The organism is Streptomyces sp. NPDC053427 (assembly GCF_044544985.1).
Classification (GTDB): Bacteria; Actinomycetota; Actinomycetes; order Streptomycetales; family Streptomycetaceae; genus Streptomyces.
Window position 1 is genome coordinate 622,291 of sequence record NZ_JBITYA010000001.1, and the last position, 24,651, is coordinate 646,941.

20 protein-coding genes are annotated in these 24,651 nt (G+C 71.5%); 9 read left to right on the forward strand and 11 right to left on the reverse strand.

Translation table 11 applies throughout. The annotated features are described in order from the left end of the window. Positions 1 to 120: 120 nt before the first annotated feature. Both ACIGWZ_RS02350 and ACIGWZ_RS02355 read right to left on the reverse strand, forming a co-directional pair. A complete protein-coding gene (locus tag ACIGWZ_RS02350) occupies positions 121 to 873 on the reverse strand; it encodes a response regulator (protein WP_400059924.1) in 753 nt (250 codons plus the stop codon). Then, on the reverse strand, positions 870 to 2,177 hold the full coding sequence (locus tag ACIGWZ_RS02355; RefSeq protein WP_400059925.1) for a sensor histidine kinase: 1,308 nt from the start codon (positions 2,175 to 2,177) through the stop codon (positions 870 to 872). Before ACIGWZ_RS02355 ends, ACIGWZ_RS02350 begins: the two co-directional genes overlap by 4 nt. 180 nt (positions 2,178 to 2,357) lie before the next feature. Between ACIGWZ_RS02355 and ACIGWZ_RS02360 the strand changes: the two genes are divergently transcribed. Continuing rightward, positions 2,358 to 3,278: an ABC transporter ATP-binding protein gene (locus tag ACIGWZ_RS02360; RefSeq protein WP_400059928.1), complete on the forward strand. Its 921-nt coding sequence runs from the start codon at positions 2,358 to 2,360 to the stop codon at positions 3,276 to 3,278. Further along, the gene (locus ACIGWZ_RS02365) at positions 3,275 to 4,051 is read left to right on the forward strand and encodes an ABC transporter permease (protein WP_400059930.1); all 777 of its coding nucleotides are present in this window, start codon (positions 3,275 to 3,277) and stop codon (positions 4,049 to 4,051) included. The genes ACIGWZ_RS02360 and ACIGWZ_RS02365 overlap by 4 nt, the downstream gene beginning before the upstream one ends. Positions 4,052 to 4,107: 56 nt before the next feature. On the opposite strand, the gene ACIGWZ_RS02370 is transcribed toward ACIGWZ_RS02365, so the two are convergent. Beyond that, positions 4,108 to 4,743 (reverse strand): GNAT family N-acetyltransferase, encoded by a 636-nt coding sequence (locus tag ACIGWZ_RS02370; protein ID WP_400059931.1) that lies wholly within the window; start codon positions 4,741 to 4,743, stop codon positions 4,108 to 4,110. A 485-nt stretch (positions 4,744 to 5,228) separates the two neighbouring features. Between ACIGWZ_RS02370 and ACIGWZ_RS02375 the strand changes: the two genes are divergently transcribed. Continuing rightward, positions 5,229 to 5,900, forward strand: a complete 672-nt coding sequence (locus tag ACIGWZ_RS02375) for a hypothetical protein (protein WP_400059933.1) — start codon at positions 5,229 to 5,231, stop codon at positions 5,898 to 5,900. Positions 5,901 to 6,381: 481 nt separating this feature from the next. Then, positions 6,382 to 6,906: a hypothetical protein gene (locus ACIGWZ_RS02380; RefSeq protein WP_400059935.1), complete on the forward strand. Its 525-nt coding sequence runs from the start codon at positions 6,382 to 6,384 to the stop codon at positions 6,904 to 6,906. A gap of 361 nt (positions 6,907 to 7,267) precedes the next feature. Here ACIGWZ_RS02380 and ACIGWZ_RS02385 read toward each other — a convergent pair whose 3' ends face one another. Beyond that, on the reverse strand, positions 7,268 to 8,260 hold the full coding sequence (locus ACIGWZ_RS02385) for an aldo/keto reductase (RefSeq protein ID WP_400059938.1): 993 nt from the start codon (positions 8,258 to 8,260) through the stop codon (positions 7,268 to 7,270). Beyond that, positions 8,257 to 8,652, reverse strand: a complete 396-nt coding sequence (locus ACIGWZ_RS02390; protein ID WP_400059939.1) for a MerR family transcriptional regulator — start codon at positions 8,650 to 8,652, stop codon at positions 8,257 to 8,259. Before ACIGWZ_RS02390 ends, ACIGWZ_RS02385 begins: the two co-directional genes overlap by 4 nt. Positions 8,653 to 9,439: 787 nt before the next feature. On the opposite strand from ACIGWZ_RS02390, the gene ACIGWZ_RS02395 reads away from it, so the two are divergent. The 4 genes from ACIGWZ_RS02395 to ACIGWZ_RS02410 all read left to right on the forward strand — a co-directional run bounded on the left by ACIGWZ_RS02395 (position 9,440) and on the right by ACIGWZ_RS02410 (position 16,308). Continuing rightward, entirely contained in the window at positions 9,440 to 9,715 is a 276-nt protein-coding gene (locus ACIGWZ_RS02395) for a tyrosine-type recombinase/integrase (protein ID WP_400060778.1), read from the forward strand. Positions 9,716 to 9,787: 72 nt separating this feature from the next. After that, positions 9,788 to 10,954: an exonuclease SbcCD subunit D gene (locus ACIGWZ_RS02400; RefSeq protein ID WP_400059941.1), complete on the forward strand. Its 1,167-nt coding sequence runs from the start codon at positions 9,788 to 9,790 to the stop codon at positions 10,952 to 10,954. Beyond that, positions 10,951 to 14,052, forward strand: a complete 3,102-nt coding sequence (locus ACIGWZ_RS02405; protein WP_400059943.1) for an AAA family ATPase — start codon at positions 10,951 to 10,953, stop codon at positions 14,050 to 14,052. Before ACIGWZ_RS02400 ends, ACIGWZ_RS02405 begins: the two co-directional genes overlap by 4 nt. A gap of 723 nt (positions 14,053 to 14,775) precedes the next feature. Next, on the forward strand, positions 14,776 to 16,308 hold the full coding sequence (locus tag ACIGWZ_RS02410) for a serine/threonine-protein kinase (RefSeq protein WP_400059945.1): 1,533 nt from the start codon (positions 14,776 to 14,778) through the stop codon (positions 16,306 to 16,308). Between the two features lie 286 nt (positions 16,309 to 16,594). Here ACIGWZ_RS02410 and ACIGWZ_RS02415 read toward each other — a convergent pair whose 3' ends face one another. After that, positions 16,595 to 17,041, reverse strand: coding sequence for an Lrp/AsnC family transcriptional regulator (locus ACIGWZ_RS02415; RefSeq protein ID WP_400059947.1), 447 nt, complete (start codon positions 17,039 to 17,041; stop codon positions 16,595 to 16,597). 94 nt (positions 17,042 to 17,135) lie between these two features. Between ACIGWZ_RS02415 and ACIGWZ_RS02420 the strand changes: the two genes are divergently transcribed. Next, positions 17,136 to 17,663 carry a rhodanese-like domain-containing protein gene (locus ACIGWZ_RS02420; RefSeq protein ID WP_400059949.1) on the forward strand — a complete coding sequence of 176 codons (528 nt, stop codon included), beginning with the start codon at positions 17,136 to 17,138 and terminating at the stop codon, positions 17,661 to 17,663. 15 nt (positions 17,664 to 17,678) lie between these two features. Here the strand turns inward: ACIGWZ_RS02420 and ACIGWZ_RS02425 are convergent, their stop codons facing one another. From ACIGWZ_RS02425 to ACIGWZ_RS02445, 5 genes are all read right to left on the reverse strand, one after another. Next, positions 17,679 to 18,575, reverse strand: a complete 897-nt coding sequence (locus ACIGWZ_RS02425; protein WP_400059951.1) for an ATP-grasp domain-containing protein — start codon at positions 18,573 to 18,575, stop codon at positions 17,679 to 17,681. Positions 18,576 to 18,653: 78 nt separating this feature from the next. Further along, positions 18,654 to 20,348: a DUF885 domain-containing protein gene (locus ACIGWZ_RS02430; protein ID WP_400059953.1), complete on the reverse strand. Its 1,695-nt coding sequence runs from the start codon at positions 20,346 to 20,348 to the stop codon at positions 18,654 to 18,656. 203 nt (positions 20,349 to 20,551) lie between these two features. Further along, entirely contained in the window at positions 20,552 to 21,988 is a 1,437-nt protein-coding gene (locus tag ACIGWZ_RS02435) for a GNAT family N-acetyltransferase (protein ID WP_400059954.1), read from the reverse strand. A gap of 83 nt (positions 21,989 to 22,071) precedes the next feature. After that, positions 22,072 to 23,646, reverse strand: a complete 1,575-nt coding sequence (locus tag ACIGWZ_RS02440; protein ID WP_400059956.1) for an alkaline phosphatase D family protein — start codon at positions 23,644 to 23,646, stop codon at positions 22,072 to 22,074. Positions 23,647 to 23,777: 131 nt separating this feature from the next. Beyond that, on the reverse strand, positions 23,778 to 24,608 hold the full coding sequence (locus ACIGWZ_RS02445; RefSeq protein WP_400059958.1) for an alpha/beta fold hydrolase: 831 nt from the start codon (positions 24,606 to 24,608) through the stop codon (positions 23,778 to 23,780). Positions 24,609 to 24,651: the final 43 nt, after the last annotated feature.

Consider the following 24,651-nt stretch of genomic DNA (forward strand, 5'->3'; position numbering starts at 1 on the left):
CGCCGCGGAATGCTGATCCTCGGGAGCGGCCGTTCACCGTTGTGGAGCCGGCATGCCGCCCGGTTGAGGGAAGTCGAGCCCCTCGCGAGCAGGTGGGAGGTGGAGGTGGCGCGGGCCGGATCAGCGCCGCCGGTACGGCGGTGAATATGGCGGTGAATCAGCCCGGGGCCCCGTCCGTGCCGCCTCGACGAGGCCGGTTTCGTAGGCGACGATCACCAACTGCGCGCGATCGCGGGCGCCGAGCTTGGTGAGCAGGTGGCTCACATGCGTCTTCACGGTGGCCACGCCCAGATGGAGCCGCTCGGCGATCTCGGTGTTGGTGAGCCCTCGGGCGACGAGCAGCAGCACCTCCTGCTCCCGCTCGGTCACCCCGTTCAGCGTCCGGGCGAGCGGAGGGGAGGGTTCGGGGCGGCGGGCGAACTCCGCGATCAGGCGCCGGGTCACGGCCGGGGCCAGTAGCGCCTGGCCCGCGGCGATGATGCGGAGGCCGGCCAGCAGCTCACCCGGCGGAGTGTCCTTGAGGAGGAAGCCGCTGGCGCCGGCCCGCAGCGCCGCGTAGACGTAGTCGTCGAGGTCGAACATGGTCAGGACGAGCACCCGCACCTCCGCCGTCTCGGGCGAGCTGCAGATCTCCCGGGTCGCCTCGATGCCGTCCATGTCGGGCATCCGGATGTCCATCAGGACCACGTCCGGCGGGTCCTGGCGGGCCAGCCGCACCGCCTCCGCACCGGTCGCCGCCTCTCCGGTGACCACCAGTCCGGGTTCGGCGTCCACCAGGACACGGAGGCTGCCGCGCAGCAGCACCTGGTCGTCGGCGAGCAGGACGCGGACGGGATGGGTGGTCGGGCGGTGCGGCGTGTCCACGGTGCTCACCGGGCCTCCCCGTACGGCACGGTGGCGGTCACGGCGAAACCGCCCTCCGGGCGCGGTCCCGCGTCGAAGGTCCCGCCGTACAGCGCGACGCGTTCCCGCATGCCGATGATGCCGTGGCCGCCGGGCCCGGGAGGCGCGGGCTCTGCGCGACGGCTTCCGGTGTCCGTCATGCGGCCCCTGTCGTGTGTGACGCGGCTTCTGTCGTCCGCCACACGGCTTCCGTCGTCCGCCACTTCGATGCGTACCTCGTGCCGGGTCGCTTCGACCACGACACGGCAAGGGGTTCCCGCGGGGGCATGTCTGATCACATTGGTGAGTGCCTCCTGCACGATCCGGTAGACGGTGAGCCCCACACCGTCCGGCAGCCCTTCCACGCCCCGCACCGACAGCTCGGCTCCTGCCCGTTCCGCGAGTCCGGCCAGGTCGCCGGGGCCCGGAACGGGGCCTCGTGCGGGTGGGGGCAGGCGTTCGCCGTCCGTGTCGGAGCGCAGCACACCGAGCATCCGCCGCATGTCGGTGAGCGCGTCGCGGCTGGTGCTCTCGATGATGCGCAGCGCGTCGTGGGCCTCCTCGGGGCGGGTGCGCACCACGTGGTTGGCGACGCCCGCCTTGACCGCGATCAGGCCCATGCTGTGGGTGACCACGTCATGCAGCTCACGCGCGATCCGCAGCCGCTCCCCGGCGACGGCCTGTTGCGCAAGGTGCTCGGCCACCCGGGCCGCGTAGGCGCGCCGCTGCCGGACGGCGCCGCCCAGCTCCCATGCCCCCAGCAGCGCCGCGAAGCCGAGCAGAAGCAGGCCTGGCCCGCCCGTCCGCCAGTACGGCTGCTCGGCGCGGACCACGCCCAAGGCGCCCGCCACGCAGAGCAGGGCGAGCGTGAGGTAGGGCAGCCACCGCTCCCACCAGCGCCGCAGCGGGCTGGTGAGCGCGACCGGGTAGAGCGCGAAGGCCGCCGGGAGCAGCGGGTCCCACACCGCGTCCCGGGCCACCGCCACCGCGGTCACGACCGTCACGACGCCGAACACCGGCAGTGGCCAGATCCGTCGTACCGCGAGCGGCACGGTGGCTGTGGCCATCAGCGCCAGTTGTTCCCACTGTTCCCACTGCTCCCACGGCGACGGTCCGTCGGACGGTGGTGGTGGCGCCGGCGCGGATCCCGCGGAGCCCGCCGAGCCCGCCAGCAGCAGCACGGCCGTATAGGCGAGCACGGCCGCGCAGTCCAGCGCGATCAGCCCGCGGCGGCTCAACCGCCGGGCGAGGAAAGGATGTTGGTCCTCCGCGGCAGCCGTTCGAGGTATGTCCACGGCATGACCGTATCCGCAGCGGGCGCAGCGCCACCTCCGCCCCCGGGCCGTCCCCGCGTCTCATCCTCCGGGCGGATCCGCGGACCGTATGCGCAGGGCCGCTCCACCCGCGGGGGGACCCGGTCCGCTCCCACCCGGGCCCGATGTGCCCGGCCCCCGCCCCGCGGCACAGTCACCGGCATGATCGAAGTTCGCGAACTGACCAAACGCTACGGCCGGAAAACCGCCGTCGACACGCTGTCGTTCCAGGTGCGTCCGGGCCGCGTGACCGGCTTCCTCGGGCCGAACGGCGCGGGCAAATCCACCACGATGCGCATGATGCTGGACCTGGACCGGCCGACCAGCGGCGACGTCCGCATCCACGGACTGCCCTACCGGCGGCTGCGCGAACCGCTGAACACCGTGGGCGCCTTGCTGGACGCCAGGTCCGTGCACGGCAACCGCACGGCCCGTGCCCATCTGCGCTGGCTGGCCCGCAGCAACCGGATCCCGGAGCGCCGGGTCCGCGAGGTCATCGACCTGACCGGTCTGGGGAGCGCGGCCGACAAACGGGCGGGGACGTTCTCCCTCGGCATGAGCCAGCGGCTCGGCATCGCCGCCGCGCTGCTGGGCGACCCGCCGGTGCTGCTGCTCGACGAGCCGGTCAACGGGCTCGACCCGGAGGGAATCGTCTGGATCCGCCGCCTCATGAAGCACCTGGCGGCCGAGGGCCGGACGATCCTGTTCTCCAGCCACCTGATGAGCGAGGCGGCGCTGACCGTGGACCACCTCATCGTCATCGGCCGCGGACGGCTGCTCGCGGACTCCGGCATCACCGAGTTCGTCGACCGCCACACCCGGCCCTGCGTACGCCTCCGTACTCCCGAGCCCGCACGGCTGCGCGCCGTGCTCTCCGACGCGGGCATCAGGATCGACGCCGCTGACGACGGCAGCCTGGAGGCCACCGGTGCCGGCGTGGAGCGGATCGGCGAGCTGATCGCGGCGCACGGGGTGACGGTGTACGAGGTGACACGGCAGGCGGCCTCTCTGGAGGACGCATTCATGCGGCTCACGGGGGAGTCCGATTCCGTGGCCTACCGGAGCGCGGGGTGGCAGCGATGACGAACACGGCCCTCTCGCCGGCGGTCCTGGCGTCCGAATGGATCAAGATCCGAACCGTGCGGTCGACGGCCTGGACCCTGGCGCTGACCTTCGTCCTCAGTATCGGTCTCGGCACTCTGGTCGCACGGGGCCTCCGCGCCAACATCGACCACGCCGTGAATTTCGACCCGGTCTTCGCCGGGCTGTACAGCGTGACGATCGGACAGCTCGGCCTCGTGGTGTTCGGGACGCTGCTGGTCGGTTCCGAGTACTCCTCGGGAACGATCCGGACCTCACTGGCGGCGGTGCCGCGACGCGGTGTGTTCTTCGCCGGGAAGGTGCTGTCGGGCGCACTGGTGGCCCTCGTCGTCTCGGTGGCCACGGTGATCGTCACCTTCGTCGTCGCGCAGACGGCACTCGGGTCGTACCGCACCACGATCGGCGCGGACGGAGTGCCGACCGCGATCATCGGCGCCTGCGTCTACTTGACGCTCATCTGCGTGTTCTCCATGGGAGTGGCCACCATGCTGCGCAGCTCCGCGATCTCGCTGGGCATCCTTCTTCCGCTGCTTCTTCTGGGATCCCAGGGGCTCGGCAACGTCCCGGCGCTCAAGAGCGTCCTGCAGTACCTCCCCGACCAGGCCGGTCTGGTGCTCATGCACATCAGCGGCCCGCAGGACGACCCTCGCTTCGGCCACGACTACGGCCCCTGGGGCGCACTGATGATTCTGGGGGCATGGACGGCCGCCGCCCTCGTCGGCGGCCACTTCACGCTGCGCCGTCGTGATGCCTGAGAGGGAGGATCTTTCTCCTGCGGCCCGCAGGAGAGGGGGCTGCGGGCGCGTCGCGGTCAAGGCCGGTAGATGCACTCCGCCAGCGTTGCGTGCTTCTTCCAGCCCAGCGTCTCGTACAGCGCCCGGCCGGCATCGGTCGCGCCGAGCACGCCCAGCGCCGCCCCCTGGGCCGTGGCGTGGTTGGCGAGCGTATCCATCACGAAGTGGCCCAACCCGCGCCGCCGATGGGTCTCCGCGGTCACCACCCGGTCCACCACCGCGGCGTCCCCCAGGACCGCCAACTGCCCCGCGGCCGCCTGCCCGCCCGCCGCGTCCCACACCCGGACGTGGATGACGGCACCGATGGTCTCCACGGTCATGGTGTATCCCTCGGGTACGACCGGGTCCGTGGCCACCAGGTCAACTGCCATCAGATGCCCGGTCTCTTCCCGGGCTGCTATCCACCCGGGCGACAGCCAGGGCTCGATCTCCTCCGGCTCTCCAGGCATCTTCATCCACGTCCGCGGCACCGTCACCGAGGCGGCGGCGCTGCGGACCAACGACTCATCGGCCTCCGGCAGGACATGGCGCCCCACCTCGGCGGGGTTGTCGGCCACCTCGATGTAGAACCCCCAGGGCTTCTCGACCGGCGGGGGAGTGCGCCGTGACACCGCCCAGCCCGCCACCCAGGTCCTGACCAAGTCCGCAACCATCGAGCCCTCCCGAAGCAGTGACCGCATCAGCGGCCGAGTAATGACCAGAGATCGACTACTGATCAGAGATCGAGTACCGACCAGAGATCGAGTACCGACCAGAGATTAGGTAATAGTCAATAACTGCGAGCGTACATTACATCCTTGTGCGGTGTGCGGCATCTGTTTTTTGCGTGGGGCCCGGTGTCCGGGGGGAGGTCGCGAGCGAGCGGTGAGGTCGTGCTCCCGGCCGGTCGGAGCCGCGTCCCGGAGCGCGCTGGGGCTCATCGCACCGCTGCTGCCCGCGAGGAAGGGCGTCTGCCCGCCCCTGCGTCACGCGCTTGTGGCCTTCCCGCCGTTCGTCATGGCCCTGCCCACGCTGATCTGCGGCTACCCGAAATGTCACCGCCCTCACCACTGCGCGGCCGCGATCGTCATCGGCCGTCATCGGCGGTCGTCAGCAGTGGTCATGAGGGATTGTCAGTGGGGCGTCCTACGCTCCTGCTGTGAACTTCTTCCATAACCCCGGCAGCCACCCCGACCGCAATCCTGACAACGTGTCAGAGCGCGTCTACCTCCGGTTGATAGCCGATGACATGCTGCCGCCGGAAATCTTCGACGCCTACGACTACGTGCAGCCCGTGGCGGAGGGGCTCGCCGAGGCCCTCTCGCTCGATCTGGGTGATGCCGTCAGGATGTTCAGGGACAGCGACGTGGCGGAGTACGGCCTCGACGCGCTGCGGGCGGCCGGACGGGCCAACCTCCTGGAGGATCCGTACGACTACGACCTGGCCGAGCTCGAGGACGGCACGGTCATCCACCTCGTCGCCGGCGACTCCCATTACGTGGCGAGCCAGGTGCTGGTGCTCGAGGAAGTGCTGCGGGCCACGTGGGGACACCCGCCGCCGCCCGCGGGCGTGCTGCTCGCCATCCCCGGCCGGCACCATTTCGCGTTCCACCCGATCGTGGACCACCACGCGGGCACGGCCGCCAAGGCCCTGGCATCCTTCGGTCTCGAATCGTACGAGAACGATGCCGAGAACGGCCCCATATCCCCCTACCTGTACTGGTGGTGTGACGGCGCCATGACCGCGCTGACCACCTTCGACAACGGAGACGGCACCCTCACGATCGAGCTGCCCGAGGAGCTCATGCCGATCGTGGGACCGCCCGCCTAGTACTGCAGCCGCAGTTGGTGTGACGGGTCGCCACACGGACGGAACGCCCACACCGTCTCGGCGGTCCTGCCGGAACATGCCCCCGGCCTGGACCACTACCAAGTACGCCAATACCCGGCCTGGTACCGGCACATCACCCTGGCCATGGCGGCTTCCGCCCACCTGACAGCGGTCCGGGCCACCACTCATGAAAAGGGGGGACACAGCCGTGACCTGATCCGATTGAGCGTGAACGAGATCCGCCGCCTGCTGAGCAGGTTCGCTCACACTGCCCGGCACGAAGCCGGTCACTTCCTGTACTGGTCTCGCTGGCGTCGCCGCCATCAACACCGCGCCCGTCTCAGCCACTCCCGTCGGCGACGCCAACGACCCCCGTAGCACTGGCTGGATCCGGACTCCGGATCAGAACCGCCCGGGACAATGGTGATCGCATTGTGTACTGGGGGGCTGCGTCATCCTTTTCTTGATTCTCGCTTGCGATGTGCTCTTTTGGATCTTCCTTGTGGGCGGTTTGGCCGCGCGCTACGCCGCTGGCTGGCGGATCCTCGGCGGCGCGCTGCTGCTGTGCGTCCCGCTGATTGATGTCGTGCTGCTGGGGGCCACCGTCCTGAGCATCCAGGACGGCGCTGAGCCAACGGTCTGGCACGGCCTGTCGGCGGCCTACCTCGGAATCACCGTGGTCTACGGCCACCGCACCGTCCGCTGGGCAGACGCGAAGTTCGCCCGCCGCTTCGGCGGAGCCGCTGCCGCGCGGCGTCCTGAGCTCTATGGCCGCGCGGCCGTCGTGGACGCCTGGAAGTCCTGGCTCAGGTTCCTGCTGGCCTATGCGATCAGCGTCGGCCTGATCTTCGGCCTGGTGATGCTGGTCGGCACCCTCGACGAAGGCGCTCCGCTACTTGTCTGGCTCAACCCGCTCACCAAGGTCCTTATCTACAGCGTCATCTGGCCGATAGCGATCACCATCTGGCCGGGCAAGGCGTCGGAGACAGCGAAGGAGAACCGCTGACCGGGCCGTCCCACGCACCGGCCTTCGACTGGGCATGTGGCCGATGGCCGCGACCACCCACTCCCGCAACTGCGGCTGCAGCACTAGTCCGTCCTGAAGGTCGGGAACCTTTTGCTGAAGGACCGGCGGTTCGTGGCTCCCACCGATGCAGTTCCCTTCGGATATGCGATCGACTGGGACTCACCGGCGAATGGCAACGGCAAGCATGCAGTGATCATCCGGTATTCGGCGTCCCAGCGTTCCTCGTTTGAGTTGAGAGGTTGTCGAAGAGTTGGTCGGCGAGAAGGACGCCTGCATTCCAGACCAGCCCTGTGAGGGGTCCCGGCTCGCGTGAGCCGGGACCCCTCCGAACGTGTGTGGACTACCGGTCGATACGGCTCATGTCGGCATACCGGTCGCCGACCGGCGCCGCCACCTCGGACAGCTGCTCCAGCTGCTCGGCCGAGAGCACCAGTTCGTCCGCCACCACATTCTGCTCCAGGTTGGCGACCCGACGCGTGCCGGGAATGGGTGCGATGTCGTTGCCTTGCGCGAGCAGCCACGCGAGCGCAACCTGAGCGGGCGTCGCGCCGAGCTGCTTGGCGACGTCGTCCACCTGCTCCACGATCCGGATGTTCGCCTCCAGGTTGTCCCCCTCGAAGCGCGGGTTGGACCGGCGCCAGTCGTCGGCGTCGAGCTGGTCGAGCGAGCGGATCGTGCCGGTGAGGAAGCCGCGGCCGAGCGGCGAGTAGGGCACGAAGCCGATGCCGAGCTCGCGCACGGTGGGGAGCACTTCGGCCTCGGGGTCGCGCGTCCACAGCGAGTACTCGGTCTGGATGGCGGTCGCCGGGTGCACGGCGTGCGCACGCCGGATGGTGGCGGGCGCCGCCTCCGACAGCCCGTAGTGGCGGATCTTGCCTTCCTCGATCAGCTCGGAAAGCGTCCCGACCGTGTCCTCGATCGGCGTCCCCGGGTCTATCCGGTGCTGGTAGTAGAGGTCGATGTAGTCGGTGTTCAGGCGTCGCAGCGAGCCCTCGACCGACCGCCGCACATTCTCGGGGGTGCCGTTCAGCCCGAGGACCGGCAGCCCGTTCTCCTCAGGCACGAGGTGGTTGATCTGACCGAACTTGGTGGCGATGACCACCTCGTCTCGGTGGCCGGCGAACGCCTTGGCGAGCAGTTCCTCGTTCGTGTACGGACCGTAGATCTCGGCGGTGTCGAAATAGGTGACGCCCAGCTCCATGGCGCGATGGATCGTGGCGATCGACCCGGGCTCGTCAGTGCCGGCGCCGGTGTAGCCCCCGGACATGCCCATGCAGCCGAGGCCCAGACGCGAGACCTCGAGCCCCTCTCCTCCCAGGGTGATCTTCTTCATGCGGATACCCCTTCTTGATAGAGACCGATCTTGTAGTCGATGGCGGCGAGGCTCGCCGTCGACTCCTTGAGCTGGCGCTCGACGTTCATCCGGTGGATGAGCGGCAGTCCGAGCCGTTCCGCGGTGCAATCGCCGCCGCGGCGGGCGAGCTCGACGTATGGGCGCATCTTGGCGATGGGCATCGAGGTCGTGCGCAGCTTGGTGAGCAAGGTCATCCGGTTGGGGGCGGCCTCGGTGTATCGGCTATCAGTGGACGACGCCCGGTCGACCGGCGTGAACATGAGCCCTTCGCGCTCGTGGTAGCGCAGCGTGTGCGTCGAGAGTCCGGTGCGTTCGGCGGCATCGGAGATCGACATCGCGCCCATGCGCTCATTGCCGGCCGATTCGGTCATATCAGCCACGGTAGGACTTAAAGGGCACCCTAAGTCATTCGGGTGAGTCTGGGGGCATCGGAGCCGCTGTGGAGCCCCCACGTGGACCGCACGCCTCCAATCCAGCCACGGGGCACTCTCGGGGCTGGCAATCGAGCACGGACCACGGCCGGTCGCGAGCGGAACATGGGCCACGATCGCCGGTTAGCCAAACCGGCGAACGTGACGACCATTGAGGGTGTTCGCATTCGCCTGCACTTGGCTGTGGGGCTGTGGTGGATGCAGTTGTCGGTGCCGCAAAGACGCAAGGAGGTAATGCGCGGCTCTCGGCGACTGCCGCCCAGCTCATGTGCCGATCCGCAACTTCCCCTGCCCTATTTCGCTCAGGAATGACCTTTGATGAATTCGTCGAAAGCGTCTCAGGAGGGCGGGCGCTCCGGTCGCCGAAGCATGTGCATGTGCATGTGCATGTGCGCGGAGTTAAATCCGGCATTCCGATTGGCGTCGCCTGGGTGGAAATAAATTCAGTTTGGTTGATTGATTTTGTAGAGGTGGACGCGAGGGTGGACGAGAAGTCACTTCCCAATGGTGAGGCGGTCGGCGAGCTGGCCAGTGCCATGCGGAGCGACTGGGCCGTCTCTGTGTGGCTCGTGGCTCGTGGCGGGTTGCGGTCTGCGGATCGGGGAAGTGCTGGCTCTGTGCGACACGGACCTGGCGGATGGCGCGAGGCGGCTACGGCGTCAGTTCGTGCGAGTGAAGCGAGACTGGGAACGGATATCTACCCCATGCTCATCACTGCGGCCATGTTCTGGATTCGAATTACCGGACCGAGTTCAGGTGCGCGGTTATCAAAGCGGGATTCGCGGATGAGTCGTGGACGGCGCATACACTGCGACGCTTCGTCGCCGGCAGCGCCATCGCCGGTGGATTGTCATTGCTTGAGGTCTCTCGCCGGCTGGGGCACGCCACCGTTCAGATCACTGCTGACATCTACGGTCACTTGACTCCAGACGCGGGTGCGAGAATGAGGTCCGTGATGGACGGGGCGCTTGCCGCGGCCAACGTCAGCTGTGCTGACTCGTAGACTCGTGCTGACTTGGTGCTGACTCGACTCGAAGCCCACGGAGGGGAAGAACATGCAGGTCGGAGCGGAAAGTTGAGATTTTTGCACACCTCCGACTGGCATCTGGGACGGTCGTTTCACCGCGTGAGCCTGCTCGCCGCCCAGCGGGCGTTCCTCGATCACCTCGTCGGGACGGTCCGGGACCGGGGGATCGAGGCGGTGCTGGTCGCGGGTGATGTCTACGACCGTGCGGTGCCGCCGCTCGCCGCCGTGGAGCTCTTCGACGAGGCGCTGCACCGCCTCGCCGACCTCGGCGTCCCGACCGTCATGATCTCCGGCAACCATGACTCCGCCCGCCGACTCGGCGTCGGCTCCGGCCTGATGCAGCAGGCCGGTATCCATCTGCGTACCGACCCCGCCACATGCGCCACCCCGGTGCTGCTCGAGGACGAGCACGGCCCGGTGGCGCTCTACGGACTGCCGTATCTCGAACCGGCCATGGTCCGCGAGGCGTTCGGCGCCCGGCGGGCCGATCACGCCGAGGTGCTGGGCGCGGCGATGGACCGGGTACGCGCCGACCTGGCCGGACGCCCCGAGGGCACCCGCTCCGTGGTGCTGGCACACGCCTTCGTCACGGGCGGTGCCGTGAGCGACAGCGAGCGCGACATCACCGTCGGCGGGGTCGCCTCCGTGCCCGCGGCCGTGTTCGACGGCGTCGACTACGCCGCGCTGGGGCATCTGCACGGCTGCCAGACGCTGACCGAGCGGGTCCGCTATTCCGGTTCGCCGCTCGCCTACTCCTTCTCCGAGGCCACGCACCGCAAGTCGTCGTGGATCGTCGACCTCGACGCGGCGGGCGCGGTGACCGCCGAGCGGGTGGACTGCCCGGTGCCGCGGCCGCTGGCCCGTATCCGGGGGCCGCTGGAGCGGCTGCTCGACGATCCGCAGCTGGCGGAACACGAAGCGGCGTGGGTGGAAGCCACGCTCACCGACAGCTCCCGCCCGCACGAGCCGATGGCCCGCCTCGCCGCGCGCTTCCCGGGCATCATCAGCCTCGTCTTCGACCCCGACGAGGGCCCCGCCCGCACGCTCGCCTCCTACGCCCAGCGGTTGCGCGGGCGCAGCGACCAGGAGATCGCCGAGGACTTCGTGGAACATGTACGGGCCGGACGCGCGGCCGATGCGGACGAGCGGGCCGAACTGCGGTCGGCCATCGACGACGTACGTCTCGACGACACCGTGCACGAGGTGGCGCGGTGAGGCTGCACCGGCTGTCCCTCACCGCCTTCGGCCCGTTCGGCCGCACTCAGGTCATCGACTTCGACCGGCTGTCGCGGGACGGGCTCTTCCTGCTGCACGGCCCTACGGGGGCGGGCAAGACCTCCGTCCTGGATGCCGTGTGCTTCGCGCTGTACGGGTCGGTGCCCGGGGCGCGGGGCAGTGGCCAGGCGTTGCGCAGCGATCTGGCGGAGCCGTTGACGCTGACCGAGGTGGTCCTCGAACTGACCGTGGCCGAACGGCGGTTGGAGATCACCCGGCTGCCCGAGCAGTCGCGCCCCAAGAAGCGGGGCAGCGGGACCACCCGGGAGAAGGCGCAGAGCCGGTTGCGGGAGTTCGACGCGGCCGGCGGGCAGTGGAAGGCGCTGAGCCGGTCGCACCAGGAGATCGGTGAGGAGATCGGCCAGCTGCTCGGGATGAGCAAGGAGCAGTTCTGCCAGGTGGTGCTGCTGCCGCAGGGCGACTTCGCGCGCTTTCTGCGGGCCGATGCGGAGGCCCGTTCCCGGCTGCTCGGGCGGCTCTTCGACACCCGCCGGTTCGCCGCCCTGGAGGACCAGCTCAATGCGCGGCGCAAGGCCGCCGCCGACCGGGTCGCGGCGGGCGACGAACGGCTGCTGGCGCTGGCGCACCGGATGGCGCAGGCGGCCGGGGAGGACGCCGAACTCGACGATCCGTCGGTTCCGGTGCTGGAGCGCGAGGTCCGCGAGGCGCCGCGCCGTGGACAGGGCCGGGCGGTGGCCGCCGTGCCGAAGCAGGCCCGGGGCGCCGAGCGGCCCGCCGCCCCCGCCCCCGGTGAACCCGGATTCGCCGAGGCCGTACTGGTCCGGGCCGCCGTGGCCCGGGTCGGCGCCCGCGAGCGGCTGGAGATCGCCCGAGCCGCGGTGCGCACCGCCGAGGCAGCGGAACGGGCCGCCGCCGGGCGGCTGGAGGAGGCGCACGAGCGGGACCGCCTCCAGCGGCGGTACGCGGACGCCCGCCGGCGGGCCGCCCAGCTCGAGGCCCGCGCCGCCGAGCGGGACGCCACCCGGCGCAGGCTGGAACGGGCCCGCGCGGCCGCCGAGGTCGCCCCCGCGCTCGCGCTGCGCGACGCCGCCTGGCGCGAGCTGGACGCCGCGCAGGGCGCCGAACGCCGCGCCAGGGCCGCACTGCCGACGGACCTCACGGAGGCCGAGAGCGACCGACTCGCCGCGCTGGAACGCGAGTTGAGGGGCGACCTGGGGTCGCTGGCTGCGGCGCGGCGGGCCGAGCAACGGGCCGCCGACCTCGGCCGGGAGCGCGCCGGACTGGACCGTGAGGCGCGCGCCGACGAGCAGACGCTCCTCGACGCCGCGGAGTGGCTGGCGGGCTGGGACGCCGCCCGCGAGGCCCACCAGCGGCGCATCGGGACGGCGCAGGAGGCCGCGACCCGCGCCGAACAGCTCGCCGCGCAGCTCCGACCCGCCGCCGACCGCCTCGAGGCGGCCCGTCGGCGCGATGCCCTCGACGAGGAAGTGCGCGCCGCCGAAGGGGAGTTGCTGCATGCCCGGGAGCGCACGGCGGCGGCCCACGAGAGCTGGCTCGACCTCAAGGAACGGCGGCTGCGGGGGATCGCCGCCGAACTCGCGCAGGGGCTGCGGGACGGCGAGGCGTGCGCGGTGTGCGGCGCCCTCGCCCATCCCCACCCGGCCCGCGCGGGCGCCGGACATGTCGACCGGGCGACCGAGGAGGCCGCACTGGCCGCCCACCGCCGGGCCGAGGAGATCCGTCAGGAGGTCCAGGCCCGCTGCCAGTCGCGCAAGGAGGCGCTGGCCGGCGCGGCCGCCACGGCGGGCGACGCCCCGACCGCCGAACTCGCTTCCCAGGTCGCGGAGTTGCGCAAGGAACACACCCGCGACCATGCGGCCGGTGCCGATCTGCATGCCGCACGCGAGGCGTTCGATCGCGCCGAGCGCGAGCACGAGCGCCGCCGCGCCGAGCGGCAGCAGGCCGAACGCCGGGTCGCCGCCCGTACGTCGCACCGCGAGGCGCTGGACCGGGAACGGTCCGCGCTGGAGGAGGAGGTGAGCCGGGCACGCGGCGACTGCGCCAGCGTGGCCGACCGCGCCGAGCGGCTGGAGCGGCACGTGACGCTGCTCGCCGCCGCCGCGGAGGCATCCCGTACGGCGAACGCCTGCGCCGAGCGGTTCAAGGACGCCGATGCCGGGCTCTCCGACGCCGCCTACCGCGCCGGATTCGACACCCCGCAGGCCGCCGCCGAGGCCCTGCTGCAGGACCGCGAATGGCGTGCGCTGCAACAGCGCCTCGACGAGTGGGGGGCCGAAGCGGCCGCCGTGGCGGCGGAGCTGGCGCAGGCCGAGGCGGTCGCCGCGGCGGCGCTGCCGCCCGCCGATCCGGACGCCGCACGCACCGCGCACGAGGCGGCCGGACACCGGCTGCGCCTCGCCGCCGCGGCCCAGGCGGCGGCCCGCGACCGCTGCGGCGAACTCGACCGGCTCTCCGCCCGCGCGGAGACCGACGCCCGCGAACTGGCCCCGCTGCGCGCCGCCTACGACCGCATCGCGCGCCTGGCCGGGCTCGCCTCGGGCACCTCCAGCGAGAACGAACGGCGGATGCGCCTGGAGTCGTACGTCCTCGCCGCCCGGCTCGAACAGGTCGCGGCCGCGGCCAGCGAGCGGCTGCGCAAGATGTCGTCGGGCCGCTACACGCTCGTGCACTCCGACGAGCGGGCCGGCGGCACCCGCCGCTCCGGCCTCGGCCTGCATGTCATCGACGCCTGGACCGGCCAGGAACGGGACACCTCCAGCCTCTCCGGCGGCGAGACCTTCTTCGCCTCGCTCGCCCTCGCCCTCGGCCTCGCCGATGTCGTCACCGACGAGGCGGGCGGCACCCGCCTGGACACCCTCTTCATCGACGAGGGCTTCGGCAGCCTGGACGAACAGACCCTCGACGAGGTTTTGGACGTCCTGGACGGGCTGCGCGAACGCGACCGCAGCGTCGGCATCGTCAGCCATGTCGCCGACCTCCGCGCGCGCATCCCGGCCCAGCTGGAGGTCGTCAAGGACCGGTCGGGCTCGACGGTGCGGCACCGGGTGCCGGGCTGAGCCGTACCGGCCCTGCCGCCCGCCCGTACACCGCGGCCCGTCAGGGTGGATCCTCGCGCCGACGACGACGCATGGGCATCACGAGCGGCAGTCCCAGCAGGCGGAGCGGGGACGGTCGGGTGGTGCTGGACAAGACGGACTCCACATGTGCAGAAGAACCAGGGCGGGGGAGCCCGGCCGGGTCGCGGGGCGAGCGCCGGCGAGCGCCGCAACGGAACGGAGGCGTAGGCGCGACATCACGGGGTCCCGGCCGGACAGTTGAGGGGTGACCGGGCTACTTTTCGAGCTTCGACAGCGTCCATCAACTCGGGACGAGTGGGGACGTGGCCCGGGTCGGCAACCGCCTCCAGCCACAGGACACGGGTAACGCCGCGCCGCGAGTATTTCTTCACCTGCAAGGTCTGCTGTCCGATTCCGGGACGGCAGTCGAACGCGCAGTCAAAGGGTGGCCCCGTCCTCGACGTTGCGTCGGGGAAAGGTCCGTCTCTTGGTCTGGCGGTCCCGGGTGGGGGGACGGTGCGGCGCGATGCCGAGGCACCTCCACATCGCGGGCGTCTTCCGCTGGTCCGCCCGCGAGAGCGAGTGCCCTACGTCATAGTGGTGCTTGTGCCCGTGGGGTGGGAGAGGGCGTGCGGGGTCACCCGGAAACGGGTAGTTCACTGAAGCTCATGCGCATATGAACAAGAGCAGTTGAAGAACATCAACAGACACATAGGGGGAGCAGTGGCCGAGCAGACACGACCGGGCCGCTTGGTCGGTGGGCGCTACCGCCTGGAGGAGGCCCTGGGCGGCGGAGGGTTCGGCCGTGTTTGGAGAGCCCATGACCAGACCCTCGACGTCGACGTCGCCGTCAAAGAGGTCTGGCTCCCCCCGGCGTCATCCGAGACGGAGCATGCGCAACGACTGGTACGTGCGGAGCGGGAAGCCCGCAACGCCGCCAAGCTGCGCTCCCACCCCCATGTCGTCGCCGTTCACGACGTGGTCATCGAGGAGGGGGCGCCGTGGATCGTCATGGAACTCGTCGAAGGTGCCAACCTGGCCGACAGGCTCGCCGAGAACGGGCCGATGCCGGTGGCGGACGTCGCACGGATCGCCGGTGAACTGCTGGATGGCCTCGGAGCTGCACACAAGGCGGGAATCGTCCACAGGGATGTGAAGCCCACCAATGTGATGCTCACCCGAGACGGCCGGGCCCTGCTCGCCGACTTCGGTATCGCCGTCCACAAGGGCGATACGTCCGTCACCACGACCGGAGGGCTGATCGGCTCGCTGGAATACATGGCGCCGGAGCGGTTCGACGGCGTCGACTCCGGTGGTGCGGGAGACCTGTACTCCCTGGGGGTGACGCTGTATCAGGCGCTGGAGGGGGTGTCCCCGTTCCACCGCGACACCCCCACGGAGACCCTGACCGCCGTGGTACTCGGACAGGCGCCCGCCCCTCAACGTGCGGGCCGCTTGGAGCCGTTGATCACAGGGCTGCTGGACAAGAACCCCGCCAACCGGCCAACCGTCGCGCAGGCCCAGGCCGTGATCGACGGGGCCCCGTCGCCTGGGGAGCGCCCCGGGGTACCCGCGGAGCGGGGGGAGGCGGTGGATCCCGGGGGGTCTGAGGAGGCCCAGGAGCCCCAGGTGGCACCGAGTTCTCTGGCGGCCTCCGAAGCGCCCACTCGCCCCGTCCCCTCAGCGGCACCCACCCTCCCTCTCTCCCCGCCGCCGGCGCCGAGCCCGTCCCGCCCTCGCGCGCTCGTCCTCGCGGGCGCCGCTGTCGCCGTCGCGGCCGTCATCGGGGGCATCATCGCCATCACGGCAAGCGGCAACGGTGACGCCCCCGACACCGGCGCGAGCCGCACCCCGCCGACCTCCTCAGCCCTGGACCGGTCCGGAGGGGGTGACGAGCCGGGATCCTCATCTGGCGGCAGCGGCGGCATCACCACCGAGGCCGGTTGCGAGAACCAGTCCGAGATCATCGGGAAGTGGGACAGGATTGTCACGTCCAACCGCTACGGCAACGGCCAGGCACCGATCGAGGACCTGCTCCGGGAGATACAGGACCTGGACAAGGCAAACATCGCCAAGGCGGAAAAACCGGCGGTCAAAGCGGGGCTGCAGAAGGACCTGACCGGCGCCACCAAGGCCCTCAAGGCCTACCGCTCCGGTGACGAGGAGAGCTTCAACAAGGTGCTGCTGGAACGCGCCTCCAGTGGCATGGACATGCTCAGCACCTGCCACGGAATGGGTACCGAGTCACCGTCCTGACCCCTGCCGAAGGCCTTCGGTGAGAGCCTCGCCCTCGCCGAAGGTCAGGTCGGTCCCCAGGCGTCGGCGTCGCGCAGCGGCTGGGGACGGGGTCGCGACGAGGGCTGCCGCCGTCGCCGTCCGCACTGCCATGGCCGCAGGCACGGCCGCCGAGTCGCCGACCTCCGCGCGCGCATCCCGGCCCAGCTGGAGGTTGTGAAGGACCGGGCGGGTTCGACCGTCCGGCACCGGGTGCCGGGGTGAGCCGTACCCGCCCCGCGGCCACGGCGGCCGGGACCGGCGGGCTTCAGTGGCCGACGGGGCGGCGGGGGAGCGGCGAGGAGTAGACGACGCTGGTCGTCACCGCGCCGAGCGCCCCGATCCGGCCCGAGACCTCCTCCAGATGCCGCATCGAACGGGCGGCGACCTTGATGACGAAGCAGTCGTCGCCCGTGACGTGATGGGCCTCCAGGATCTCCGGCGTGGTCTCCAGCAGATCGTGGAACGGCTTGTAGTTGCCGTTCGGATAGCGCAGCCGGACGAAGGCGAGCACCGACAGGCCGATCCGCTCCGGGTCGATCACCGCCGCATAGCCCGAGATGACCCCGGCCTCCTCCAGGCGCCGCACGCGGTCGGTGACGGCACTTGCGGACATGTTCACGGCGCGCGCCAGCTCGGCGTAGCCCGCGCGGCCGTTGCGCTGCAGGACGTCGAGGATGCGCCAGTCGGTGGCGTCGGGGGAATAGCCGGTCATGCCCGCTGTCTAGCAGGGGAATCCCCGGCGGATCAAGGGTTTTGCCGGTGATCATCACTTCTCGGCCCGCGCAGCGAGCCATAGATTATCGGCCATGATCACAGCAGACACCGAGACGGCCCGGACGACCGCCGAGGCCCGGACGCCGGGACCCGCCCCCGCCGCCGGCCCCGTCCTCGCCGTACCGCCCGCCGCGCCCGCCGACGCCGCCGCCTACTTCGCCGCGCGCCTCGCCTTCCACACCGATGTCGCCGATGTGCACGCCGCGCTCGCGGCCGGCGCCACCGACTTCACCGTCGTCGACTCCCGCAGTACCGCGGCCTGGGACCAGGGCCATGTCCCCGGCGCCGTGCATCTGCCCACCGCGCGTATTCCCCAGGACGCGGGGAGGCTGCTGGACCCCGCCGTCCCCGTCGTCGTCTACTGCTGGGGCCCGGGCTGCGACGGCGCCACCCGCGCGGCCCTGGCGCTGGCCCGCCTCGGCTACCAGGTCAAGGAGATGCTCGGCGGCATCGAATACTGGATCCGCGAGGGGTACGAGGTGGACACCTGGCAGGGCACGGAACAGCGCCCGGCCGACCCGCTGACCGCGCCCATCGGGGCGGCGGACTGCGGCTGCTGAGCGCGGCGCGGCGCCTCAGCCCGCGCCCGCGGTGACCAGCGCCTCGAACAACGGCCGGTGGTCCGCCCCCGCGGGCAGGCCGCTGACCTGGCCGTCGCCGACCTCCACCACCCGCCAGACGCCGTCCGTGCGCAGGGCCAGGTCCGTGGTGAGGAAACGCGGCCCCAACTCCCGTACAACAGGCGCCACTTGCGTGAGGTCGGGAACGGGGCGCAGCGCGGGGGTGTCGGGGTGCGGGCCGGTCAGCACCGGCTCGCCGTCCACCCACCACACCCGTGCCTCGCCCGCCGCCCGCGCAAAGTCCTCAAAGGCGCGCAGCACCACACCGCCGGTCAGAAACTCCTCCTGGAGGGCGATGAAGCGGCCGACGACCGAGGCCAGGCGGGCGGTGTCGGCCGCGTCCGGGACGTACGCGGCCTCCGCCCATTCGTGCTTACGGGACTTCACCCAGTCCTTGACCACGAGCGGGCGGTCGCCGAAGCGCTCGGCGAGCCGGGCCAGTTCCGCCTCCCGCGGGGCCCGGCCGGGAGCACAGGGGAGCCAGGCGCTGTCCGGGGTCAGCGCCCGGAAGGCGTCGTACCAGCCGGGGAGTTCATGGGCGGTGCGGTAGGCGGCGGGGGAGGTCAGCAGCCGGCAGCCGCGGGCGGCAAGGGCCGCCGCCAGATCGGTGTAGCGGTCGGCGGGCAGCATCCAGCCGCGGTACCAGACCGGCCCGGCCGCGCGCGGCACCCGGGACACCGCCGCCTCGGCGTCCCCGGCCAGCAGCGCCTCGTGGTCGAGAACCGCGGTCGCCGCACCGGCCGCCCCCGCCGCGGCGGCCTCGGCCGCGAAGTGCGGGTCCGGGCGCCGGGGGCGCAGCGGATCGCCGGAGAGCAGGAAGAGCGGTGCGGCGGAGGCGCGGTCCATGGTCATGCCGGCGGACCCTACGGGCAGTGGCGGCCGGCCACAACGGAATTGCTCAGTGGCCGGCCGCCGTTCACCCGAGCCCGGTCACAGCGCCGACAACTCGCCCAGCAGATCGTCCAGCCCCAGCGAGCCCTGCGAGAGCGCCGCCATGTGCCAGGCCTTGAGGTCGAAGTCCGCGCCGTGCCGGGCGCGGGCCGCCTCCCGGCCCTGCAGCCAGACCCGCTCGCCGAGCTTGTAGCCGATGGCCTGGCCGGCCATGCCCTGGTAGCGGATGATCTCGCTCTCGACGAAGTCGGCCGGGCGGCTGCAGTGGCGCGCCAGGAACTCGTGGGCCAGCTGCGGCGTCCAGCGCTCACCCGGATGGAAGGGGGAGTCCGCCGGGATCTCCAGCTCCAGATGCATGCCGATGTCGATGATGACCCGGACGGCGCGCATCATCTGGGCGTCCAGATAGCCCAGCCGCCGCTCGGCGTTGGACAGGAAGCCCAGCTCGTCCATCAGACGCTCGGCGTACAGCGCCCAGCCCTCGGCGTTGGCGCTGACGATGCCCACCGTCGTCTGGTACCGGGAGAGCCGGTCGGCGACATGGGCCCACTGCGCCAGCTGGAGGTGATGGCCCGGCACACCTTCGTGGTACCAGGTGGACACCAGGTCGTAGGCAGGGAAGCGGGTCTCGCCCATCGTCGGCAGCCAGGTGCGGCCGGGGCGGGAGAAGTCCAGCGAGGGCTGGGTGTAGTACGGGGCCGCGGCGCTGCCCGCCGGGGCGATCCGCGACTCCACCCGGCGCACCCGCTCGGCCAGCTCGAAGTGGGTGCCGTCCAGCGCCTCGATGGCCTCGTCCATCAGCGACTGGAGCCACTGCCGGGTCTCCTCGACGCCCTCGACCGCCTCACCGTGCTCATCGCACCAGGCCAGCGCCTCCCACGGCGTCTTCGCGCCGGGCAGGACCTTCTCGGCCTCGGTCTCCATCTCGGCCAGCAGCCGGTGGAACTCGGACCAGCCGTAGGCGTACGCCTCGTCCGCGTCGAGGTCGGCGCCGTTGTAGTAGCGGGCGAGGCGGGCGTAACGCTCCCGGCCCACGACGTCCGGTGCGCCCGCGACGGCCGGTGCGTAGCTGTCCCGGAACCAGTCGCGCAGCTCCACCAGGGCGCCGGTGGCGACCTCGGCGGCGGCGGTCAGCTCGGCGCGCAGCGCCTCGGGACCCGGTGCGGTGAACTCGGCGAACCAGCTGCGGTCCGTCCCGATCCACTCGTCCAACTGCCCGAGGACGGTGGTGACCTGGAGCGGGCCGCCGGGCAGGTTCCGCCGGAGACCGGCGTCGAGCGCGGCGCGGTAGCCCTCCAGCGCGGCCGGAACCGCGCGCAGCCGCTGGGCGATCGCCGCCCAGTCCTCGTCCGTCTCGACGGGGGTGATGGTGAAGACCTCGCGGACGTGGTGCAGCGGCGAGCTGAGGTTGCTGACCGTGCGCAGGCCCTCGCCCGCCTCGTGCACCGCCAGCTCCGCGGTCAGCCGCTCCCGCAGCAGCCGCGCGCAGACCTGCTCGGCGGCGCTGTCCGCGCCCGGCCGGGCCTCCGCCTCGGTGAGTTTCTCCAGCGTCGTCCGGGCCAGTTGGGCCAGCGCTTCCTGGCCGGTGGGTGAGAAGTCGGGGAGCTTGCCGGAGCTCGCGGTGATACCGAGGTAGGTGCCGGTGATGGGGTCCAGGTCGACGAGCGCGTCGACATAGGCATCGGCGATCTGGCGGGGCAGTGCGCCACCGCCGGAAGAAGTGGTGTTGGCCATGCGGGCCATCCTCGTACGGATCACCCGCCGCGTCACCAACAATAGGCCGGACGTTCCTGTCACTTTGCGCTGCCATTGCCCAACGGGGCGGGCCGGTCGGCCAATGGAGCGGGCCGATGGCGCAAACGGGGCGGGCCGGTCGCCCAACGGCGAGGGGCCGGCCGGGCGTCACCACGCCCGGCCGGCCCCTGCGGGGACCCGTGTCAGCGGCGGCCGGAGCCGTCCTTGGTCCGTACGGTCTCGAGGGCGGGCGACGGGGCGGCCTTCTGGGCGGGCAGCCCCGACGGGCGCGCGGTGATCACCAGCGTGCCCTCCTCGATCTGGTAGTCCAGCGGCAGCCCCAGGCCGCGCATGGCCGCCACCATGCCGGTGTTGGAGGCCTGGGTGATGGCGTACACGCTCTCGCAGCCCGCCTCGGCCGCCATCGCCACCAGTCGGCGCAGCAGCTCCGCGCCGATGCCGCGCTGCTGCCAGGCGTCCTCGACCAGCAGCGCGACCTCGGTCTCGTCGCCGTCCCACAGCAGATGGCCGAGCGCCACCAGCCGGCCGGACGCGGTCTCCACCGTGAGGGTGCGGCCGAACCGCGGGCTGAGCAGATGCCCCAGGTAGCGGTCCGCGTCGGCGACCGGGCCGTGGTAACGCAGCGCGAGGGTCGCCGACGAGCAGCGGTCGTGCATCTCGCGGGCGGCGGCCTGGTCGCCGGTGTCGGCGCGGCGGATGGTGATCTCGTTGCCCTCGGGCAGCGTCAGCACATCGCGCCGGGGCGGCACCCGCTGACCGAGCCTGGTGTCCAGGTCGACCAGGGCGCGCACACGGGCGAACTCGGTGGGCGTGAACGGCAACTGCGGCCTTTCGATGGTGAGGGACCCCCCGGAGGGGTCGCGGAACTTCATGGTGTGCTCGGTCAGCACGCCCTCGGCGGGCACCTTCTCGGCGAGCGGGTGCCCGCGCAGCGAACGCGCGGGCACCGAGTGGATCGTGCAGCGCCCCAGCAACTTGCGCAGCGACAGCGGCAGTTCGGCGGAATCCAGGGCCGTACGGGTGGCCAGGCCCAGCATCCGCGTCGGCGCATCGACGAGATCGTGGGTGTCCGCCCGCTCCAGCCAGGTGCGCGCGCCGCCGCCCCCGGCCACCGCGCGGGTCAGCTCCTCGGGCGTGACCGCGGCCGGCGCGCGCAGCAGGAACTCGTCGACCGTGCCGTCGGACAGCGGGTGGGTCTGGAGGCTGAGGATGTCCACCTTCCCCCCGCTCCCGCCGGACGGCGCCCCCAGCCCGGCCAGCGCCGTGCACAGCGAGGCCAGGCTGCCCGGCTCGTCCCGGACCGTGGTCCGCATCCGCCACAGCGTCGTCTCCTGACCGCCGGCCTCGGAGGCCCGGCCGGCGGAGGGCGGCGCTGCGGCGCCGGTATCGGTCGGCGGAGGGGCGTTTTCGTGCCGTCGTGACCACCAGACGTGGAAGCCGGACGTGGCCACCAGGGCCACCGCCGCGGCGCCCAGCATCACCGGGCCCGAGGGGCCGTGTACGACGGTGTTGGCGACGACATCCGCCACGGCCACGGCCGTGAACAGGGCGGCGAGCTCGACGATCTCCCGGCGCCAGTGATGGCGGCGGGAGGAATGGGCGGAGGTTGCATCAGTCATGCACACAGCCTTGCCGACCGGTGTTGCCTGATCACCAACAGTTTGTGTCCGACGGGTAAAAGACGCAATCGGCGCATTGGTCCCTACTGCCCTACCCGTCCCGGTTGCAGCACCTTACTGAACAACACCTCTCCGCCTTCCTGGCGCAGCCGCACCGTCAGCTCCCCGCTGCCCCCGTCGATGTCGATCTCGCCGAAGTTCTGCGGACTCTCCGCGGGGGAGGTATTGGGACGGTCCGGCGCCTTGATGAACGGCTGCTCGGGGCCGAAGGTTCCATCCAGTTTCAGCGACTGGAATCCGCCCGCGTTCAGCGGCCCGGACACGAACTCCCAGAACGGCTCGAAGTCCTTGAACGCCGCCCGCTCCGGCGCGTAATGCTGCGCGGACGTGTAGTGGACGTCCGTCGTCAGCCATACGGTGCCGGTCACCCGCTCGTGCTTGATGTGCCGCAGCAGCTCCGCCAGCTGCAGCTCACGCCCCAGCGGAGCGCCCGGATCGCCCTGCGCCACCGCCTCGAAGTCGGTCTTGCCGTCCGGGACGACCAGCCCCAGCGGCATATCGGAGGCGATCACCTTCCACACCGCACGTGAGCGCGACAGCTCTCGCTTGAGCCAGCGCAGCTGCTCGGCGCCGAGAATGCCCTGCCGGTCGTCCGTCTGCCGACCCGGCGAGTTGGCGTTGCGGTACCGCCGCATGTCCAGGACGAACACATCCAGCAGCGGACCGTGCCGCACCACCCGGTAGACCCGGCCTCCCCGGTCGGCCCGCAGCGTACGGATCGGGAAGTATTCGCTGAACGCCCGCAGCGACCGCGCCGACAGCACATCCGCGTCCTTGACCGTGTACCGGTCGTCGTCCAGCAGCTGCCCCGGATACCAGTTGTTGTGCACCTCGTGGTCGTCCCACTGGGTGATCGTGGGCACCTGCGCGTTGAACCGCCGCAGATTGTCGTCCAGCAGGTTGTAGCGGAACGCCCCCCGGAACTCCCCGAGCGTCTCGGCGACCTTCGCCTTCTCCTCGGTCGTCACATTCCGCCAGATCCGCCCGTCCGGCAGCGTCACCCGCTCCGTGATCGGGTTGTCGGCGTAGATGTTGTCGCCGCTGCACAGAAAGAAATCCGGGTCACGGCGCCGCATGTCCTCGTAGATGCGGTAGCCGCCCCGGTCCGGATTGATGCCCCAGCCCTGCCCGGCCAGATCACCCGACCAGTGGAAGCGGATCCGCTCGGCACGCCGCTCCGGCGCCGTACGGAAGGTCCCGGTGACCGGCTCGCCGCCGCGCCGGGGATCGTCCGGATCGGCGAGCAGCACCCGGTAGTGGATCTGCTCCCCGGACGGCAGCCCGTGCAGCGAGGTGACCCCGGTGAAGTCCGTACCGGCCCCGACCACCGGCCCGTGCCACGTCCGGGCGCCCCGGAACGACTCCGTCGCGGCGGTCTGCACCACCATCCGGGCCGGCCGGTCGGACCGCACCCACACCAGACCCGAGGACGTGGTCACATCCCCGACCTGCACCCCCCACGAGGCGCTCGGCCGCCCGCTGCGGGCCTGCGCGGGCGCGGCGCAGGCGAGCGCGGGCAACGCCAGCGCCCCGGAACCGGCCGCCGCGCCCCGCAACAACGACCGCCGGTCGAAGCCGTCACCGGATCCCTGCGCCATCTGAAACCTCCATCGTCGAAACGGCCTTGGGCGATGTGCTGTTCGTACCGGGCCCCGATGCCCGGCGGCCGAACGCACGGTGACCGGGGCCCGAACGGCGGGTGCCCCGCGCGGCATCGAACGGCCGGGCCTCAGCCCACCGTGTCGAGAATGACACGCGCCACCAGCGCCGGATCGTCGTTCATCGGCACATGCCCGCAGCCCGGCAGCCGTACCAGCCGGGCGCCCGGAATCGTGTGCTTGGCGCGTACGCCCTGACGGCGCAGCAGCAGCCGGTCCCGGCTGCCCCAGCCGATGGTCACCGGGACGTCCGGCACATCGGCGGTGAACCGCACCGCGCGCCCGGTCGCCAGCGTCGGCGCGAAGCCCGGCGCCTCGCGCAACGCCCGGGTCTCCGCCACCACCGCCTCGGCCGAACGGCGCCCGGGGTGGGCGTAGATGGACCCCGTCAGCAGGGCGCGCCCGATCACGGACCGGGCCAGCGATTCCACCACCGGCTCCGGCAGCGCCTGCGCCCCCGCGTACATGCCGCGCAGCACCCCGAAGGCGTACCGTCGCTCGGCCGGCGTCCAAAAGCCCCCGGGCGAAAGCGCGGTGACCGACCGTGCGGCCTTCGCCCGGCCCAGCTCCAGGGCCAGCAGCCCGCCCAGCGAGTTCCCCACGACATGCGGCCGGTCGAGACCCAGCTCCGTGAAGGCCGCGGTGAGCAGCGGGACCACCGTCGCCAGGTCGTACGAGGAGCCGCCGGGCAGCGCCGGCGAGGCGCCGAAGCCGGGCAGATCCACGGCGATCACCTCGTGGGAGGCGGCGAGGATGTCGCACACCGGCCGCCAGGCCTGGAGATGGTGGCCGATGCCGTGCAGCAGGACGATGGGTTCGCCCGCGCCCTTGCGCTCGTAGGCGACCGTGGACGGCGGCCCGTCGTCCGGGCGGACATGGGCGAAGGAGACCTGCGCGGCCATGAGGGGAACTCCTCTGGGTGATGGGGCGTGCGGCGTTGCCGGG

Coding starts and splice junctions, on each gene's coding strand:
- ACIGWZ_RS02360 (WP_400059928.1), top strand. CDS start 2,358: ATGATCGAAGTTCGCGAACTGACCAAACGCTACGGCCGGAAAACCGCC.
- ACIGWZ_RS02365 (WP_400059930.1), top strand. CDS start 3,275: ATGACGAACACGGCCCTCTCGCCGGCGGTCCTGGCGTCCGAATGGATC.
- ACIGWZ_RS02370 (WP_400059931.1), bottom strand. CDS start 4,743: ATGGTTGCGGACTTGGTCAGGACCTGGGTGGCGGGCTGGGCGGTGTCA.
- ACIGWZ_RS02385 (WP_400059938.1), bottom strand. CDS start 8,260: ATGAAGAAGATCACCCTGGGAGGAGAGGGGCTCGAGGTCTCGCGTCTG.
- ACIGWZ_RS02390 (WP_400059939.1), bottom strand. CDS start 8,652: ATGACCGAATCGGCCGGCAATGAGCGCATGGGCGCGATGTCGATCTCC.
- ACIGWZ_RS02415 (WP_400059947.1), bottom strand. CDS start 17,041: ATGACCGGCTATTCCCCCGACGCCACCGACTGGCGCATCCTCGACGTC.
- ACIGWZ_RS02420 (WP_400059949.1), top strand. CDS start 17,136: ATGATCACAGCAGACACCGAGACGGCCCGGACGACCGCCGAGGCCCGG.
- ACIGWZ_RS02425 (WP_400059951.1), bottom strand. CDS start 18,575: ATGACCATGGACCGCGCCTCCGCCGCACCGCTCTTCCTGCTCTCCGGC.
- ACIGWZ_RS02430 (WP_400059953.1), bottom strand. CDS start 20,348: ATGGCCAACACCACTTCTTCCGGCGGTGGCGCACTGCCCCGCCAGATC.
- ACIGWZ_RS02435 (WP_400059954.1), bottom strand. CDS start 21,988: ATGACTGATGCAACCTCCGCCCATTCCTCCCGCCGCCATCACTGGCGC.
- ACIGWZ_RS02440 (WP_400059956.1), bottom strand. CDS start 23,646: ATGGCGCAGGGATCCGGTGACGGCTTCGACCGGCGGTCGTTGTTGCGG.
- ACIGWZ_RS02445 (WP_400059958.1), bottom strand. CDS start 24,608: ATGGCCGCGCAGGTCTCCTTCGCCCATGTCCGCCCGGACGACGGGCCG.